9 protein-coding genes and 1 pseudogene are annotated in these 19,395 nt (G+C 41.8%); 3 read left to right on the top strand and 7 right to left on the bottom strand.

What is annotated here, in order from left to right:
• Nucleotides 1–204 precede the first annotated feature (204 nt).
• Entirely contained in the window at nt 205–822 is a 618-nt protein-coding gene (locus tag OL444_RS17680; protein WP_264731002.1) for a hypothetical protein, read from the bottom strand.
• Between the two features lie 347 nt (nt 823–1,169).
• Between OL444_RS17680 and OL444_RS17675 the strand changes: the two genes are divergently transcribed.
• Nucleotides 1,170–4,340 (top strand): SpvB/TcaC N-terminal domain-containing protein, encoded by a 3,171-nt coding sequence (locus OL444_RS17675; RefSeq protein WP_264752028.1) that lies wholly within the window; start codon nt 1,170–1,172, stop codon nt 4,338–4,340.
• A gap of 174 nt (nt 4,341–4,514) precedes the next feature.
• Here the strand turns inward: OL444_RS17675 and OL444_RS17670 are convergent, their stop codons facing one another.
• The 4 genes from OL444_RS17670 to OL444_RS17655 all read right to left on the bottom strand — a co-directional run bounded on the left by OL444_RS17670 (nt 4,515) and on the right by OL444_RS17655 (nt 11,122).
• Nucleotides 4,515–6,005 (bottom strand): S41 family peptidase, encoded by a 1,491-nt coding sequence (locus tag OL444_RS17670; protein ID WP_264731006.1) that lies wholly within the window; start codon nt 6,003–6,005, stop codon nt 4,515–4,517.
• 239 nt (nt 6,006–6,244) lie between these two features.
• Entirely contained in the window at nt 6,245–7,906 is a 1,662-nt protein-coding gene (locus tag OL444_RS17665) for a thiol-activated cytolysin family protein (protein WP_264731008.1), read from the bottom strand.
• Nucleotides 7,907–8,167: 261 nt separating this feature from the next.
• Nucleotides 8,168–9,724, bottom strand: coding sequence for a thiol-activated cytolysin family protein (locus OL444_RS17660; protein WP_264731010.1), 1,557 nt, complete (start codon nt 9,722–9,724; stop codon nt 8,168–8,170).
• A 270-nt stretch (nt 9,725–9,994) separates the two neighbouring features.
• On the bottom strand, nt 9,995–11,122 hold the full coding sequence (locus OL444_RS17655; protein WP_264731012.1) for a thiol-activated cytolysin family protein: 1,128 nt from the start codon (nt 11,120–11,122) through the stop codon (nt 9,995–9,997).
• Between the two features lie 1,281 nt (nt 11,123–12,403).
• On the opposite strand from OL444_RS17655, the gene OL444_RS17650 reads away from it, so the two are divergent.
• Both OL444_RS17650 and OL444_RS17645 read left to right on the top strand, forming a co-directional pair.
• Nucleotides 12,404–13,366 carry a terpene synthase family protein gene (locus OL444_RS17650; protein WP_264731014.1) on the top strand — a complete coding sequence of 321 codons (963 nt, stop codon included), beginning with the start codon at nt 12,404–12,406 and terminating at the stop codon, nt 13,364–13,366.
• A gap of 281 nt (nt 13,367–13,647) precedes the next feature.
• Nucleotides 13,648–13,821, top strand: a pseudogene (locus OL444_RS17645) (helix-turn-helix domain-containing protein); the annotation flags it as partial.
• Nucleotides 13,822–13,841: 20 nt separating this feature from the next.
• On the opposite strand, the gene OL444_RS17640 reads toward OL444_RS17645, so the two are convergent.
• Together OL444_RS17640 and OL444_RS17635 are read right to left on the bottom strand one after the other, a co-directional pair.
• The gene (locus tag OL444_RS17640; protein ID WP_264731016.1) at nt 13,842–14,438 is read right to left on the bottom strand and encodes a hypothetical protein; all 597 of its coding nucleotides are present in this window, start codon (nt 14,436–14,438) and stop codon (nt 13,842–13,844) included.
• Between the two features lie 551 nt (nt 14,439–14,989).
• Nucleotides 14,990–19,360 carry a DUF6443 domain-containing protein gene (locus tag OL444_RS17635; protein WP_264731018.1) on the bottom strand — a complete coding sequence of 1,457 codons (4,371 nt, stop codon included), beginning with the start codon at nt 19,358–19,360 and terminating at the stop codon, nt 14,990–14,992.
• Between the last annotated feature and the right edge of the window lie 35 nt (nt 19,361–19,395).

Raw genomic sequence — 19,395 nt, 5'->3', positions numbered from 1 at the left:
TAAACATGATACTATTTCAAAAAGCGCTGTAAATATTAAAAAATCGGGGTTTACGCTCCGATTTTTTAATTTTAAGTATACCCGGTACGATGAGTACAGATTTTGCAGAATGCTAATATCAAAAAAAGAATGCTAGTATCAGACGGGGATTACTTAAACTTACGATGCATTACTGACAGACAAGCTGCGGGATATTCACTTCACTTATGTTATAAGCCCCAGAGCCTGTAATTTTTCCCGGACAATATGAGGCTGCCGTTGCAATAACTCAGCCACTTTATCTATCCGATCAAATTTGAGAAATGCCCGGGACATGATTTCAATCTCGCGGGGCAACCATTCTTCATAAGCTCTTGGGTAACTTTTTCTTAACTCCAGTTGTTGATGAGTAAGATCTGATGTATCTCTTTTAGGCAATTTATCCACTGCATTACGGGCAAGTTCAATCAGCTCGTCAATTTCAGCTTCGGATAACTTAGGGACATGTGTTGCTGTCGCTCTTTTTCCTTTATGCTTGTTTCTGATGGTGGCCAGTTTTTCATCGGACATCCGTATAAAATGCCACTCACCACCGCTGACGGGTGAAGTGGTATACTGACATTGGGGTATCAGATCCAGCAGCCCATCGTCCTTTAGTCTTCGCAGAAATGAACGAAAATGCAGCCCATGATGCCGGTCTTGCTCCACCAGATTTCGTTTTACCAGGTAATCATATAAATCGGTACTTCTTACATCTGTATAATTATAATTAATACGGAAATAGTCCTGTATAGCATTAGCAATCCTGATGGCTCTTTGAAAATCTTCCTGGGTACAACGCATCTCTAGGTGTTTTTGAGGTAAAAGAGATAGTATGGGAAAACAGGCAGTTACAGTAATTTACGGAATTATTGTTTTGTCACCAGCTCCTGAATTTATCATGATCGGAAAAATAAATATACCATTATTTAATGCAGCCACACAGTGTTGACTGCTGCTTTAGCGTAGCAGGAGAAAGGGAATATCCGGAGCACACGGTCTCCGGTTTTAAAGTTAACTTAATGATATCTTTTTATCTTCCTCTCCCTTTGCGAACAGGAATCGGCTATTTTTATACCTGCAGCTCCCTATACATTTATCCTGCTGCCACATATTGTTATACCTATACTCATTGTACAATAAATACATCCATGAAATCTTTTTATTTGTTGCTGCTCGTTTGCTGTTTTAGTGTAAACGTAAGATCACAGGGGCTTCCGCAAATTACGCCTCCTTCACCGCAAGCTATTTCATTTGCAAAGTACGGTGATATACCACTGAATGAATTTATAGGACTTCCTAAGATTGGTGTGCCATTATTTAACGTGACGGCAAGAGATCTTACTATCAAAATGGATATGAGTTATTTAAATTCCGGCTGCAAGATTTCGGAATTACCATCATGGGTGGGACTGGGCTGGAATCTCAATGCAGGGGGCGTCATTACCAGGGCAGCACGGGGAATTGCGGATGAACACCCCACCAATGGTATCCTGGCGCGCGCCTGGGATCCCCGTACAACGGACGCTTATTACCTGGCAGGTATCAACGAGGGACTTTTCGATGCAGAATCAGATATCTTCTACTTCAATTTTGGTCAGTATTCCGGTAAATTCTTCCTGTACAAGGAGAACGGACAAATCAAATGTGCCCCCTCTGTAAAAAGCGATATCCAGATCATCCCTCCGTCGCAGGCATCTACCTTCGACGGATATTGGAAAGTAACGACGCCGGATGGCAACCAATATTATTTCGGAGAAACAACGGAGTCCAGAGAATGGACCACCACAGCGCCATCCAGTGCTCCCAGCGGTCAGCATTATGTATCCGGATGGTATCTCACCAAAATTGTTACCAGCAAAGGCAATACCGCTAGCCTGCAATACAAAAAAACGGGCAGCCATACCACTTACTCCTACAGCGAAACAAAACATACCAAATTGATTAGTTCCGGCGGTCCACATCCCAGTCAGTTTGATAACTCCGGGACATCATCCGTCATTAATGATATTGTTTTACTGGAACGAATCACCTTCCCGGGTGGTAAATTTGAATTTACCTCCAATACAGCCAGACAGGATATGTCCAATGCGAAATGCCTGGATGCTATTATGTTGTTCGACGAAAAAGGAACGCGTATAAAGGGTTACAATTTTTCCTATAGTTATTTTCCTACGCAACAGGCAGACGGTATGAAGCTGAAATTATCGGGCATTACAGAAGTGGATGCTGATAACCTCCCTGCCAATAAACCTTATGTTTTTCGTTATAATGAATCAAGCGGCTTTCCGGGTGTCAATTCCAAAGCACAGGACCACTGGGGCTATTATAATGGCGCCTTTGGCAATACCAGTCTGATTCCGCAAATAGACAGGTGTAATCCTCAATATTACGTGTATGACGCTTTACTGACGACACAAAAACCTGCCGATAGAAACCCGAATCCGGCCTTCGCCATTTTGGGCGTGCTGGAAAACATTAAATATCCTACCGGCGGAGAGACAGCTTTTGAATACGAAGGGAATAATTACCTGGCCGAAGAAGAATGTGAAGTAGCCGTACAAATAAAGGATGCATCGATGAATATAGGCCAGTCAGTAGATTATCCGGACAACAGAACAAATATCATAGTTGAAGAGCAAACCCTGAACTTAACCCGGAACCAGGACCTTACCATTACGCTGACAGCAGACGTACGAAATAACTCCGGCCCTCTCAATTTCGTTAATGCCCAATTCCGGGTATTAAATGCCAATGGCACTGTTCTCAAAGAGGTTTCATTTGAAAATGCCTATAATAACCTCTATACCAATAAACTTTTTCTTAATCCTGGTACGTACAAAGTACAGGTAATAGTAGATAACCCAAGTAACGCGGTTGTTTTCATGGATGGCTTTACTTTTAGCGCTTATATAGCATATACAATTGTAGCACCTGGCCAGAAAGCAAATGCTATAGTCGGTGGGGTTCGATGCAAAAGGATCGTAAGCTTTGACGGCATCAGTCATAATAACGACTTGGTTCAGGAGTTTAAGTATACTGCTTCCGACAACAATGATCTATCCAGCGGCCACTTGTATTCCTATCCTACCTATGCCTATACTGTTTCTAAACAGCCTTGCCCTATTCCCAGTTACCCCATCCAGGCGTTACGTTATGTAACTGCTACCGTGGCGCCACTTGGTTACTTTCAGGGAAGCCACGTGGCATACAGAAGGGTGGTCGTAACGCATAAGGGGACAACAGACGCCGGCAGTATAGAAAAAACATATAGTGTTGATCCACTTATGAACAGGTGGGTTCCTTTCGTTACCGAGCCAGGCAGGGATTGGGAAAATGGTAATCTTTTGACGGAAACCATCTACAACGCTTCAAAAAAGAAAGTGCAGGAAACGATCAATACTTATGGAAGAGGTATCTCTTATCATCACATCGACAATGCTGTGCTGTACCGTCAATCTGAAGCCTGCGGTGGTTTTGATATAGCAGCCGAATACGTGCCACTCACCTACGCTCATACCGTAGGCAATAAGTTTTTCCTGGCACAGGCAGAAGTGAAGCAATACAGCTATGATGCAGCCGGTAATGCGCAGGTGCTCTCCAATACCACCAACTACGCCTATGACCATCCCACCTACATGCAGTTGAGTAGTGTAAAAACCATCGACAGTAAAGGTCAATCACTGACCACCACCCATAAGTATCCTTACGATTCCACCAGCCACCCTGTGTACAATGCGATGGTACAACGTAACCAGATAAATGCGGTAATAGAGAAAATAAAAAAAGTGGGTACAACACAAATCGAGCGACAGGTAAACAACTATAACTTCATCCATACAGATCAGCGGATAATAGAGGTCGCCAATATCGATGTACAGCAGGGTACTTCCCCACTGGAAAGGCGCTTCAATTTTTCAAAGTACAATGATGTAGGAAATATACAGGAGATGAATAAAACAGATGATGTGCGGGAAGTTTATTTATGGGGATACAACAATGTATATCCCGTAGCGAAGATCATCGGTGCTGATTACAATACCGCTAAACAATATGTAAACCAGGCAATACTGGATAATGTCAATAATGCATACACCGATGTACAGATGAGAGACGAATTGAAGAAACTGCGTGTATCCTTACCTGCAGCACTGATCACCACTTACACTTACAGTCCGCTGAACGGATTGACTTCCGAAACAGATCCTGCCGGCAGAACCACTTACTATGAATATGATAAGTTGGGGCGTTTGAAGGTAATTAAAGATCAGCAGGGTAAGATTTTAAAACATTATGATTATAAGTATGGGGCAGCGAATTAAGGGGATGTCAGCAATTACCTGTTTTTCTCACATATCAGCGTTCACGTTCTGATAATACCCCACCAGCGGGCATATAATAAAAAAGCTTGTAAGTCAGCACTTACAAGCTTTTTTATTATGTGCGCATGCAGCTTAAAAAAATCGTTTACCCGTTCTCTCATTGCCGCTGCATACTCAGCGTTTAATGATAGTACCATTTTTTAGCCGTAGATAAGACTTCATGATACCAGGCTCCTGAACGGGCGTATTCAGATTGCGCCAGGAACCAGGATGAAGTTCACCGTCTGCTGCCTGTCGTGGTGCTATCCGGGCATGGCCATTAATAAGACGTAAGGCTGCTTCCAGGCCGGGTTCTTTGCTTTCCGCCAGATCATACCGCGGATCGTCGTAAACGGAAAGGGCAGCCCGCATGCCATCGTAATAATCTCCCTCTCCCCTTGCATTGATATTATTGAACATGGAATAGTAAATATGCAGTGGGCCAATCCGGAGCGGAAAAAATCCCACTGGCTTGCCATAGGTGCTGACAACAGCTGGCGCGCCTTTATGACTAACACCTATTAATACGGTTTGCACATAGGGTTGCAGACAGCTGATCAGTAGCTCTGCTGCCGATGCTGTTTCTTCACTGACAATGAAATATATTTTCTTTAGTGAGCCAGGGCCATTTATCTTTTGAAAATAAGTGGTATTGCCAGCTTCGGTATAGTCAATATCTCCGTAAGTAATCAGCTTTCCATCCAGGTATACCGGAAGCCCATTATTACCTAATAGTGGTTGTAGATGCAGCAAAGGGGTATTACCTGTTTTCATGACGTTATTATAACGTTCTGTACGCATGATTTTTCCATTTGCACTGCCGGGAATCAGCAGGTTGGCAAAGCGGTCCAGTTCTGCCAGATTCCCACCGCCATTATAACGCAGGTCTATGATGACATCTGATACATTATTGGCAGTAAAATCATTCATCACCAGATCCAGATCTTTATAACCAAAATTAGGATCGATAAAGCGCAGATAGGCGAGGTAACCCACTTTCCGGCCGGATGGTTGTGTCAGTACGGTATCTTTAAGAATAGGCTCAAAGTAATTATTGCGCCGGTACGTCAGGTGATAGGTATGATGATTGCCGGCAGTTTCACCATCCAATACTAACTGCGTTGCTTCACTGAATACTTTTTGTACGTACTGATAATAGGCTGCATTTGCGGCTACCGGTTTGCCATTGATATGCCAGATACGCATACCTCTTTTAAGTCCGGCTGCCGCGGCTTCACTGCCTTTAATGACATATTTGATATAAATGGCATGATCATCCGTCACAACCAGATTGATACCGAATCTGGCTGACACGCTCAATAACCGGGTATTTATCGGGTCATCCGCTACAGACGTCTGTTCTCCTGTGCCGATGATAACACTATACTTAGGTTCGGAGGGTTGAAATGGATGATCCTCATATGATTTTCCGGTAATGGGGTTTACAGCAAACCGGGTAATATCGAACAGCTCTCTTTTATGATCAAGTACATCATTGGATATCACATATTTTCCGGTATTAAATTGTCCGGCGCCTGGTAACTGCTCATTCCATAAATAGACTTCCCTTGCATACAAAAAAATAGAATCTGCCAGTAAAGCAGCCGTATTCTTTTCAGGCGCCACGGCATCTTTTTTCTTACAGGCAGATAGCCAAACACTACAAAAAAAGCAACATGCAACCAGGACGACACGATGATAAGTATGTTGAATGATGATCATAAAGATGTGATTATAAAATAAAGCGCGCATGCAGGCGCAAAATACAACGTGATATACCGGATCTGCTCTCATGGCGATGAGGGCAGATCCGGCTGATATTATTGTTGGTATTATTAGTACTAACAATCGGAAACATTTTGCTATCAAGGGTTGAGTGAAGGTCTTTGAGAAGAAAGTATCTTATAAAAACTTCCTGGCTGTAGTTCAAAGAATGTTTCTACCCAGCTGTTTCTGGCAAACCGCGCGGATCCTCCGCTTCCAAAATCCTCTAACCCGGAAATATCCGAATGATAGGAAAGCATAAGCGGCGCAACGGGGACAGTAGGACTTAGATATGCAAAGGAGTTACGGTCCGGGGTTAGCCTATAGTCGGTCTTCTCGCCGCTCAGGTAGTCCCAGTCAAAGGAGCCTTCCAGGTCATATCCGGATCCAACGTTTTTAGTGTATGTTTTAAAAAAGATACGGATATCCTTAGCCGGGAAAGTGGCTACTGTTCCCTGGGGATTGGAGTAGAAGTTAACCGTCACGATAGCAGATAGGTCTTCGTCGTACCCGGAGGTGTAGCTGCCCCCGCCTCCCTGTGAATTGAGGTTCTGGTAATTACGCTTGATGTCCTTATACTCTATCCTGGCATACAATGGGTCCAACGCTACATCAATCTTAAATTTGGTTTTAACAATGGAATTGTCACCCAGATAACTCAGGCTGTAATAAATGGGGACACCCGGCTCCGATGCAGAAAACTTGGTTCCCTTTGTTGCCAGCTGCACAAAGGCATCGAAACCATTGACTGTTTGTACGGAGCCACTACCATTTGTACCCACCAGCAAAATCTTCATGGAGGCTTTATCGATGAGTGTTTGCTGTTCACGGGTTAAAGAAGTACTCCCACTCACAAACAAAGCTTTAAAAGCAGTATTATAAGCTGCATAGGTCGATTCATAGGACGAATCGGTTTCAATGGCCATAATACCCATACGGCCATAGGTAATGGAGCTGACATAAAGCGGGGATAGCTTGTTGAGTGCATTCATGTCAGTGGTGTTATCCATTAACTGCCCGTTTGTTGGCAGGTCCAGATCCAGGGAGAAATTCTTTTGTATAAACTTAACGTATAAACCGCTTCGTTTGGATATTTTATGTTGTGTTTCTGTTGTGGATGACTCACTCCCAAAGAATAAGGCCCCGGTTTTAACATTGGAACCAAATGCCAGCTTTAGTTCATCATAGGCCGTAAATCTTTCCATAGTAAAAGAGTAGCTGGATATCTGCTCCCCAATATTGTTCTGGGACAATACATCGCTGACAAAATCCCTGGTGGCAGAAAGAGAGGGGGTGGTGATGGTGCCGCTTACCGTTTTAGCGGGGATAGATACAGACACCCTGATCGGTTTTACTTTGTGTTGGAAGTCGGCAATAGGTTTGATGTTCAGATCGGCCAGCGAATTGCCCTGGATCAATGCGCCGGCGAATATCAGCCGGTTCATAGCCGTATTTTGCAGCATGGCAATTTCAGTTGTCTCTGCGTATAGCGTTCTGCCGAAGTCGTCCTGCCACGCACTATCTTTAATAATTTCCGGTCCGCTGGCCAGCTTTCCCGGCCGGAGGGGATGAGGAATACCGGCCGTGCCGGATAGTTGCTGGTTGAGAATGGAAGGGAAATATCCCTTCGTTTTCAAATAAATGGTGGTTTCGGGATACTTCCCGTCTTCGCGGGGGCCTTCCGGATTACTGGTAATAGGGTCCTTCTTACAGGATGCCAGGAGTAACGATACGGCGGCAATGCTTAGTAACAGGTTACGCATAAAATGTGGGTTGAGTGTTTAACAAAAACAGTAAAAACGGTATCATAAATCCGTTGCGCTCTTATTCCTATTCTCATAGTCTTCGATACCGGGTATAGGTCGTTGATCCATATGGTATTGTTCATCCACGTATTATAAAACCAGCGGGTATAGCCAGGTATTTGTGAAAAATATTCTTTTGCCTCCTCATAGCTGCATAGAAAACCTGGTTATCGTCCACCCAACCAGGTTTTCATCGCACATTAAGTCATCACTGCTGCATTATGGACGTGGAGAAGTAAGGATTTTATAAAAGCTTCCGGGTTTCAGTTCAAAATAGGTGAGATCCGTGACATCTGAGCTGAAGCGATAAGTACCCCCGGCCCCAAAGTCTTCCTGCCCCGAGGATCTATCCGAATTGTAGAGATAGGTGAAGGGTGATAGGTTTATTTGGGAGGCCAGGAAAGCATTTTGTTTAAACGCAATAGCCCCTCCGTATCTCTCATTATCCCAGGTGACATATGGACTGTATCCCTGATCACTGTAACCATTTCTAATAGTATAAGTGGTATAAAAGAAGCGGACATTGGCAGGCGGGAAGGTTGGTCTGGTAGCCAACGGATCTGAATAAAACCGTATGTTCACAGCAGCGGTAGTATAAGATCGATATCCGGAACTAAAGGTTGTTGATCCCGGGTTATCAAAAGACTCGCTCTTGCTTTGTGCATTGTCATACTCTATTCTCGCATAAACCGGCTGCAACGCCACATCAATTTTGAACTTGGTTTTAACGGTGGAGTTATCGCTGACGTGGCTCAGGCTACAGTAAATGGGTACGCCTGGCTGTGATGCAGAGAATTTGGTGCCTTGCGTAGCTAATTTTACAAACTCATTAAATCCATTGATGGTTTGCACGGAGCCATCTCCATCGGTGCCTACCAGGTAAATGCGCATATCTGAATGATCGATGATCTGTTTTTGTTCAGTAGTCAGACTACTGCTACCACTCACAAACAAGGCTTTAAAGGCTGTATTATAAGCTGCGTAGGTCGATTCATAGGACGAATCGGATTCAATCGCCATGATACCCATACGGCCATAGGTGATAGAGCTGACATACACCGGGAATTGCTGGTTGAGGGCGTTCATGTCGGTCGAATTATCCATAAGCTTTCCATCTGTTGGCTGATCCAGATCCAGGGTGAAATTCTTTTGAACAAATCTTACGTATATACCGCTGCGCCGGGATATTTTCAGTTGACTGCTGGTAGAAGTATTCTCCTGTTTGAAAAACAGGGCGCCCGTTTTTACATTCGAGCCAAATGCCAGCTTTAATTCATCGTAGGCTGTAAACTGATCCATAGAAAAACTATAGCTGGAAATTTGTTCACCGATATTATTCTGCGACAAGATATCATTTACAAAAGTCCGGGTAGCGGAAAGCGATGGACTGGTAATAACACCGCTCACCTTTTTGGCAGGAATAGAAAGCGATACCGTAATCGGCTTTACCTTACTTTGGAATTCTGCAATCGGCTTGATATTTAAATCAGCGAGGGAGTTTCCCTGTAGCAGAGCACCTGCAAATATCAGCCGGTTCATCGATGTATTTTGCAGCATCGTCATTTCGCTGGTTTCTGCATACAATGTTTTACCAAACTCGTCTTGCCACAGACTATCTTTAATGATTTCAGCTCCTCCCGCCTGCTTATCCGGCCGGAAAGCATTGCCCAATCCGGTCTTTTCGGTGGCGATTGCGGGAATGTGGCCATCCACTTTCAAATGAATGAAGGTTTCCGGGAATTTTCCGTCTGATTGGAGCGCCCCGTCCTTAACCATAATTTGTTCCTTCTTGGTACAAGCAGTCATCAACACGGACAAAACGGATACATAAAATAGTAAACGCATAATAAGTATATTAATACCTGAATAAATATAGCATCGCCCGGATGGGGTCTATACGTGTGCTTCTCCTTAACCGGTATCATGCTTGTAATCGTTACGCAATCATGATATCATTCTGCTTTTGGTATACCGCAAAAGAGATTTGCGGTATACCAAAAGCAGAACAGGAGAAAATACATTTTAATATGGACCCTTTCTTAGCGATTACTTGTTGGAAATATTCACATTAAAGAGGGTGCTGTATACAGAATGGTCGCTTAAATGACTCAGGGTGAAATACAGCGGGAATCCAGGCGCCTGGGCAGAATAATTGCCACCGGATTGAATGAATTTCCGGAACTCATCGTATCCCACAATTGTCTTCACCACTTCATCTCCTTCTCCACCAATGACCTTCACCTGAATAAGCGAATTCGTGATGATTCTTTTGGTTTCGGCATCCACTGTTACCCCTGCGCCAACGATGCCGGCCTTAAATGCTACGTTAAATGCAAATTTAACGGCACTGTACTCCTCTTCAGATTCTACTTTGATGACACCTAATCTACCGTAGGTAATAGAACTTACATATAATGGGGAGTAGGGTCCCAGGTCTGACGGTTTTACAGTAGAGTCAAGTAATTCTCCGTTTGCAGGGATATCCATATCCAGGGAGAAATTCTTTTGAATAAACTTGGCTACCAGTCCTGTCTTACTTTGAATTTTTTCTTTGCCGTAAGAAGCACCCACAGAAAAGATATTTCCTACATTGACATTAGCGCCGAACGCCAGTTTAAGTTCATCGTAATAGGTAAACTGGGTCATGTTAAATTCAAACCCGGAAAGCTGCGTGCCGGTTACATTTCCGAATACGTTACCGATGAAGTTTCTGGTGGCAGAAAGGCTGGGAACCGCAATCACACTGGAAACGTATTGACCAGGCGCAGAAATGGATACGGTGATCGGCTTCACTTTAGATTGATACTTTGCAATAGGCACATACCGGAGGTTGGAAATACCATCTGCCTGTAACAGGGAACCCGGATAAATGTAACGCAGCTGGTTGTCTGGCGCCACCTGTTCATCCGCTAAAAATATCAGGGACTTACCAATACCGTCCGGCCAGATACTGTCTTTGAGAAACTCAATAGTGCTCTTTTTGTTGTGATCTAAGAAATCTTTCAGACTGATGCCGCCTGAATTAACATTCACTACTCCATTCGGTATTTTTTTCAAATCCCGGAAACTCCGAATGGGTTGTTGTGGGTTGTCAGCCACCTGATCTTTCTTACAGGAACTGATGAGGAGGAATGTGGCGCCAACGGCTGCCAGTAAGCAATACTTGATTTTCATGTTTTAAGTATTAGAGTATTAAAATGTAAACTGTTTTGAAGGCTCATCACCTTAGCACAAAGCTTCCCCTCCCGATACAGTAGTGTTGTATCGGCCGTTCCGGCTGCACATAGTAATGCCATTGCCGATTGCACAGTTGATGCGCAACCAGTTTATTAAAACTGATAAAGTATACGGTCAGTGATGACCTGACTACCTGTGTGTATTATCCTGAACAACAGTCAGTACTTATATTTATACAGAAACAGTGTATAGGTCCGAGTGTGAAGCGCACCCTCCCGGTTGCTACTATCATAGGTAAATAGATTAGGTTACGATATAGTTATTTAGCCAGTGCCAGTTATTGAATCGGGATAACACAATAAAGATTTGTGCTGTATGGTTACAACAACAGGTCATTTAATACGCAGCTATAAAAGCTGGCATGAAGCCTTGTATTTTCGCCGCTTCCTTTCTGGTATCTATAGCTTTTTCATTAAAAATATTTGCTGAATTTTTGTTAGTTGTTAGAATTGGGTCGGGGTAGGTTAATATCTGTCAGGGTTCTTTACCTGTTGCATCTGCTGCATTAGAAGCACATATCTTTTTATCAAATAGCTTATGCTGACAGGTTTTAAAGCGGGAAAGGTTAATTCGCCTGGGAAAACATATGAACAATAAAGTTTTATGGTGTTAAATATGATACGTTATAATAGTACAATTATCTATGCGGGTTAATAGTGCCTCACGGAATCAGATGCAATGACATGATATAAATACACTACTCATTTCAGCTGTGACATGCATTAATGTTATCATCACGTGTCTGCTCTCATTTATAATCAGGTGTCACCTGAAAGAACTGTCATGTAGTTTTTCAGGTTCATGGTTAATTAAAATCATTGCTATCACATCATGGAAAAAAGGGAAAAATTATAGCGAATGTTTAACATTTTCCACCACCCAAATGTAGGGAATAAATATTTTCATTCCATCAAATAGAGGTGCAGAATTTCATCTAGGAAAATATAATTTACAGCTTGAAAGGTTGAATATTTTTTTCACCATATAGTTTGTATTGCTTACTATTTTATTACGCCAATAATCTGACGTCTCATTTCAGTAACAATATGTAGCTGATAACAGCCTGATTAATTGCTATTCAATTTAACGGTTACATAACCTGCGCATGTATTACAATAATCATTTAGCTTTCAGCGGGTTTTAAAAGATAAATTTTAACTTTTTACTATATAAATAAAGTATTAGCATGATGATCGTTTCATTTAAAAACAATTTATTATGAAGAAGCAAATCATTCCAGGACTTACTTACCCATTTCATGATTTAAGAAATTCAAAAGCTGAAGCAATTGAGCAAGAAAGCCAAAAGTGGCTCTCCAAAGATTATGTAGTTATGCCAGATGAGTTCAATAGAAAAACTCAAAACTACAAATACCACCACACACACGTAGGATACATGGCTGCCAGGATGTATCCATTTGCGAGCTTTGAAAAATTAAAGCCAATTACTCGTTTTCTGCTCTGGGGCCTTATCAATGATGATCTTTATGAAAATAGTCCTGTAAATGAAATCCAAAATGTCCGCGACAGATCAATAGCCACTTTGAGGGGTTTCTCACTGCAACCACGCGATAATTCATTATTGATGCAATTAAAAGTACAACGCGAAGAAATGCTAAATCATATGCCAATGTATTGGATGAACAGATACATTAACAGCATTGATAAGGGTTTTGAAGGAATGCAATTGGAAGCGTACTATAAATCCAATATGATTTTCCCCACAATTGAAGATTATGTAACTATAAGAGAAAAAGCAGTCTTAGTATATCCTTTAATTGATTTATGTGAACTCCAAGCAGGGCATGCTTTACCAGATCGTATATTCTATCACCCGGTAATTCAACATTTAGCTTCCTTAGTTTGTAAAATAATAGCATTTGCCAATGACTATTTTTCCGTGGAGAAAGAAAGGGAAAAAGATGTTATGAATATTGTATTGATTTTGGAGCATCAATTTGGATTAAGTACTACTGATGCCTATTTGAAAGCAATTTCAATGCATGACGACAATGTAAGCGCGTTTTGCAAAACAGCAAATGAACTTCCGGATTTTGGCACCTGCTCTCACCTGGTAAAACGTCTTATTGATAACATCGGGATATTAATAACGGGGCATAGAAGCTGGTATGAAAAGGATACTCATAGGTACGTAGATCAACGAGCCAGCGGCAACAAGTAAGAATAGACTTTGGGCTAAAGTCCAATAGTTCATTAAAATAATATAGATGATAAAAGTATGTTTCAATAGTAAGAATATTTCAGAAACTAAAAAGCCACCACAATAGGGTGACCTTCTTATGCTGGAATCTTTATATGAAATAGTCACGACTTAATCTGACAGTAAGGGATTAACTTTAAGTAACCACACTTATTCATTAATCCCCCTAAAACTGTCAGAAATGAAAAGTAATGACAAATTAATCTGAAGTCCTCTCCAAATTAGTAGCGATCAAAAGTAGAATTTTGGGGAGAGGTCAAATCAAAACCAAATTAGGATTGCTGAAGTTAGCAGAAAATTTGGGTAATGTCTCCCAGGCATGTAAAGTGAGAGGATACAATCGGGATAGTTTCTACCGGATCAAGGAATTATACGATACCGGTGGAGAATCAGCACTTCAGGAGATAAGCAAATCCACTGGTACTTCCCAGGGCTGTTATTTCATCCTATAACCGAGGCTTATATAGACAGCCAGTGATCTGGCATCAATCGAGGTGTAAGGGCTTTTTGCAACAGGTGAAAAGGGTAGCAAATAGGTACAGTTTATACCAACCCTGAATTTATTGATGTTCTCATTAATACCAGCCTCCAATTTGCTGCCCCAATTGGTCTTTTGTATGGAGTAACCAGCATACAGATCATCGCTAAAAGTACCTGAACCAAGTAATATATTCAGATATGGTCCGGCTCCCAGATAAAATTCTGTTTTACTGCCCGGAGTCCGCAGCCGAAATGACGTATTTAGCTGAGCATAGTTCCAGCTCTCCTTATTAGCGTTTGCTGCACTCCCCACAGTGCTATTCTCTTTCCCACCCAGTTTGATGTAGCCAATTTCACTCGAAAGATAAAACCATTTTTTTTGAAGATATTCCACACCAACCATTCCGGTGTATGAAACAATCTTTTGAGGGAAAAGGTCAAATTTCTTTCCCTTGAGACTATTTATAGAAATACCGTTGTCAATTTTTAGAATCTGGGCATAGCATGTACTAATGAATAGGAAACAGGTAAAAATCAGGGCCGTTTTCTTCATGTAATAGGTTTTGCAAATTGTAAAAATATTCATTGAGGTGGAAGAAGTAGATTTCTTAAAATAACGGTCAACCAGCAAATAAATTGCCTAATCAGCTATGGGGGCATATTTGAAACTACTATATTTCTGGCTTTCCTGTTAATATTGTATTTACAACTGCAGTAGCTTTAATTATGTGCTTTTGGTTAATAGAATTGCAATTAAAATATATGGTAATGCTGTCACTATTAAGCTTGTGAAGGCCCAAAATCGTCGTTTACGTTGAGGGAGGCTATCAAATTCTGTTGTTAAAGTCGCGATTTTTTCCACTGTATACCACTTATATATATATAACCACCAAATAAATGCTATCGGAAGTATCAAAAATTTATAAGGGAATAAGACAGTCAAATTCCAGTATACATAACGCTTCCATATGGACAAAGCAACTAATAGAATACCCATTTGGCTTAAAGTGACCAATAATGAGGCTGTAAATCTAGGAGCTTCATTTTTAAAACGAGCGTAATACTTATAAATGCTAATAAAGATCCATCTGTACATATAGTTATCTATTGATTCTTTTCGTCAATAACTTTTTGAATATTTTCTGAAATGCTACGTCCTGTAGTTGCTGTTGATACTATGTTCCCAACAAACCACCCTACGCCTATAAATGTTCCTACTCCTGGTATAAATCCAGCTGCGCCAACGGCGAGGTCAATGTAATGTTTAGTTGTAAACCCTCTTTCGTTTGTAAGACCGTCTGCTATTGTTAGCAACCCTCCGGCAACTCCTAATGTTTTTCCTGTAATTGATAATACTTTCGATCCTATTACAATATCTTTAGCACCTTCTTGTAGTAATTTTCCTGCTGCACCAAATCCAGCTTGCACAACAGGAATAACAGTATTCGACGCGACATCATTTACTGTTCCTGCAACCGATAGCCCTTTGTTAGTTTTTAACTCATGAAATTTTCCTCCTGGCCCCAAAGCCCACTGTTGATTACCTTCTGTATTTGAATACCAGATTGCTGACTGACCTAAATATTTCGCTTCACTACCATACAATGCCACTGCAGATTTTTGATCTGTGACTTTGTTATCCCAAGTGACACTATATTGACCATTACTATTCTTAAACTTCACCCAATCCTCAGGTTTCATTCCATCTGGATCAATAAATCTAATTGGATTATTATAAGCATAACTGTAAGGAGAAAAGTGTCTCATACTATCAGCAAGTAGATCAATAGTATTCCACCTGCCAATCTGTATATCGTACATCCTGGCTCCGTAGTCATATAATTCAAGCCCACTTCCGACTCCAAACTCCATACTCTGTAACTCTTTCCCGTTGTATTTTAAACGGTTCTCCGGATAGTTACTACCTACCAAAGCATTGGAACTAATTCCCATCATCGTCAACCCAAACGGATAATAATGGGTTTCTTCCAATACAGGACCTGCTGCCTTCGCCACTGTTAAATTATCAAAGAACACATCCTGCTGAACTTCATTGCTGGTATATACATACAGGAATCCACTTTTTTGGATAGTCATTTTATCCTGTACCAGTGTCTGCAACTGATCCGGCTCTTCCTTCACCTGTTTTACACCACTATTCTCTTCTACCAAGTTAAACAGATCATCGAACAAAACAAAATTAAGGTAGGATTTAGGTTTGCTGATATTATTGGGGTTCGATTCCCTCTCTTTTAATCGCTGATAGTCATTATTGAGAAAATTGTTGGTAAACGGAGTAGCCTGCCCGTTTTCAGAAAAGCTATGATCACCTGGCTGCCGGTTGTTACCTGCAAATGTTTGTATCAGGTCTTGCAGCATATTTTCAGCAGGAACTAATGGAGAGTCTACTTCTTTGGGGCCAGTAGATTTAAAGAATGCCTTTACACCTATTTGTATGGTATCCCCGGCCATCACCCGTAAAACAATGGAGGGGCCTATTTTTTTTCCTCCTTCTTTGGCATTCAGTTTGGCCACAGACTTATTATCTCCCGCACTATTATCTTCCGGATACCCTGCAGGCTTTGGCGCCCTGGTATCATCAACATTACTGAATAAAGCTACTTCACGGGAGGCTTGCTCAGTCTCCATGGTGGCTTGATACAATTCCAGGTCGCTTCTATCTGATAGTACCATCCGGGTGTTGCCTAATAAATCCTTTATAAAAAAATCATAGGCATAGGAAACCGGTAAACCGGTTTTATACATTGCTCTGGCCCGCCCTTCCTGATTCGTGATGAATTGTAAACTATCATTCTTGTACACAAAACTGTTTATATAATCTGTCGTTGTCTGTTTGAATGGGCTGATGCCTTTATCAATGACGATTTTTCTCAGTTTTTTGCCAGCAGCATCATATTGGTATTGAATGGAAGATTGATTAACATAGGTAATCAATTTCGGCAGTCCCAGATGGTTGTATGCTATAGAGGCTATTTTCCGATTCAGATCATTTATTACATTCCCAATAGTATCATAGGTATAATCATTGCCTGAATTAGTTCCATTCTTAAAATCTCCAAGCGGGTTGGTTACCGGGCTGGCATCTGTAACGGAAAGTAGCCGGTTGCCGGCAGCTTCATAGGAGTACGTTAACTGATCTATAGTACTTATCTGCGCGCCAATCAGTCCCTTTTGTGTCATAGCCCGGATATTCCCATTAGCATCATAGGTAAGTCCATCTACCGTAAAATCTGCCTTATCTTTGGTCCAAAGTGCACCTGCTGTATTTTGCTGCGAAAAATATGCCGCCAGCAACTGGTTGGTTTTGTCGTACTGAAAGCCATATGCCCGCTGCGTTTTGTCATTCCACCCCTTCCAGCGGATTCCTCCGGTATTATTGTTATACTGGTTTTCTTTAAATCCAAAGTCATAATTATATTCTTGTCCGAAATGAGCTGAATCATCCGTACTGTTCAGATATTTTTTTCCGATGGTTTTGAGCCAGCCCCGGACATTGTAGTCATAGGTGATCCGCTCTAACTGTTTAGCAGCGAGCCCTCCCAACCGCTTGGATTTTAGTTGTCCCAATTCATCATATTCGTTGAGGGCGATCACTTTTTCATTGGTGGCATTTTCGTTTAGCCGTTCTTTTACACTTAGTAGCCTGGAGGCAGCATCGTAGCTCAACATCAGCAAACTGGTAGTTTCAGGCGTTATGCTTCTGGGGTTTTTATGACGCAAAAAATAACTCAGCGGTTGTCCATTAAAATTATACACTGTTGTTAACACATCCTGTCCCCCGGCCACATTATCTTCGATGGTCTGAATTAGTTGTCCCAGATCGTTGTAATAGTTAGTGGTTGTTAACCATTGATCCGTGTCAATCACCCTTTCTTTGGTTCCGGTTGTCAATCCGCGGGTCATATTAGTGACACCGGTGATTGCAACCTGGTTTTGATCCGGAGTGGTAATAGGCTTAACAAAATCAGCAGTCAAAGGAGATGTAGCTCCATTAAAGGAATAGTTATCATAAAAAGTATAGGTCAGGGGGGTGAGATCAGCACTACTTATCTGAGGTAAAGGATTATTGACATTTAATGTTGATGAACCATTATTTATACTGGTATTAATTTCCGCTAAAAAATCAGCACTGGCACCTGAGTCAAATCCATCCTGGAAAGTAATGGTTTGGGTTGCCTGGTAAAGGCTACTCCCGTTATGCGTTGCCAGTACCAGATCAGCTACGCCGGGAAAGGTATAGGTGATTGGTTTATTACCGGGAACCGCTGCATCCATACTCGCCTGTAAAGAAGCTCTGGTAACGGCAGCAGTTGCGTTATATAACGCCGTCATAACAGTTCTGTTCTGACTATCATAAAAGTTCACCATCCATTTGTTTTTAAGTTTCAGGTTACCATCCCTGCTAAAGACCAGCCGATCCCGGTTATCATAGACATATTCGCTGGAGTCTGCACCTGGTACCTTTTTTATGATCTGTCGGCCTCGTTCGTCATAGCGATAGCTAAAGCATAGACTATTAGCCACAGTAACAGGATTCCAGGCACCAGTTATTTTCTCAGTAGCCAATGGCGGAATAATAAACCTGAGTTTATTGAAATCATCATACACATAATAGGTACACAGCCATCCTATATGGCCGGTTCCTGGTGTCTGTGCCAGTTGGACCTTTTTTAATACAACCTGCTTATCCTTATCAACAAAAGCTATTGCTCTATTGCCATTTTCATCAATGCTAACATTTTTCAACAAGCTTCCTTTAGCGTAGATACCCGCGCTGGTAGGAATATAATTGGTAGCAGGAAGTGTCCATATCCGAACGGAATCAGCAGCCGTATTTACCAGATACTGTTGCTCACTTGGGTGATTAGCTCCTGTCTTAGCCCAGCTATTACCCTGCGCATAGGTTTTCAGTGGCCTGTTTAGGGGAGATGCTTCATAATCAACCTGAGAATAGAAAATCTTATCATTGCCGATACCCGGATTTAATATATTGTCCTGATAAAATCCCTGCTGGCTGTTAAAAGGGTCCGTTTTAAACTTGCCGTCATTAATATTGCCTATCTGCTGTACATAAGGAAGATATTTATACTGCTCCCTGCCGTAGGAGTCATAGATGACAGGCGTTACTACATCCCGTCCATTTTGACCGCTGGCGCCCTTTAATACCGTTTGCAGTGTCCTCCCTAAACCATCCAGGTAGCTGGTGGTCTGACGAACAGTGCGAATTTCCGGAGTAGTCATTACACTCAGCGGGTCAGTTATGGGCTTGGAAGGCTCATAGGTCCTGATATAGTTAACTCCATTATTGGAATAGGCAGCAGGTACGGCAGCAGGTGTTGCCGCCGGTACGGAAGCAGGAAGTATAGGCGTATTCTGTGCATTGATCTCCATCGTCCATGCGACAAGACTCAACACCACAATTATTTTTTGGGTATAACTTTTCAGAGAAAACATACAAACAGCTTAATGATGGATAAAATTATTTTCTG

This window comes from Chitinophaga nivalis (assembly GCF_025989125.1).
Taxonomy (GTDB): Bacteria; Bacteroidota; Bacteroidia; order Chitinophagales; family Chitinophagaceae; genus Chitinophaga; species Chitinophaga nivalis.
The sequence above is the reverse complement of the archived record's forward strand: the minus strand, read 5'-3'. Positions and strand labels throughout refer to the sequence as shown.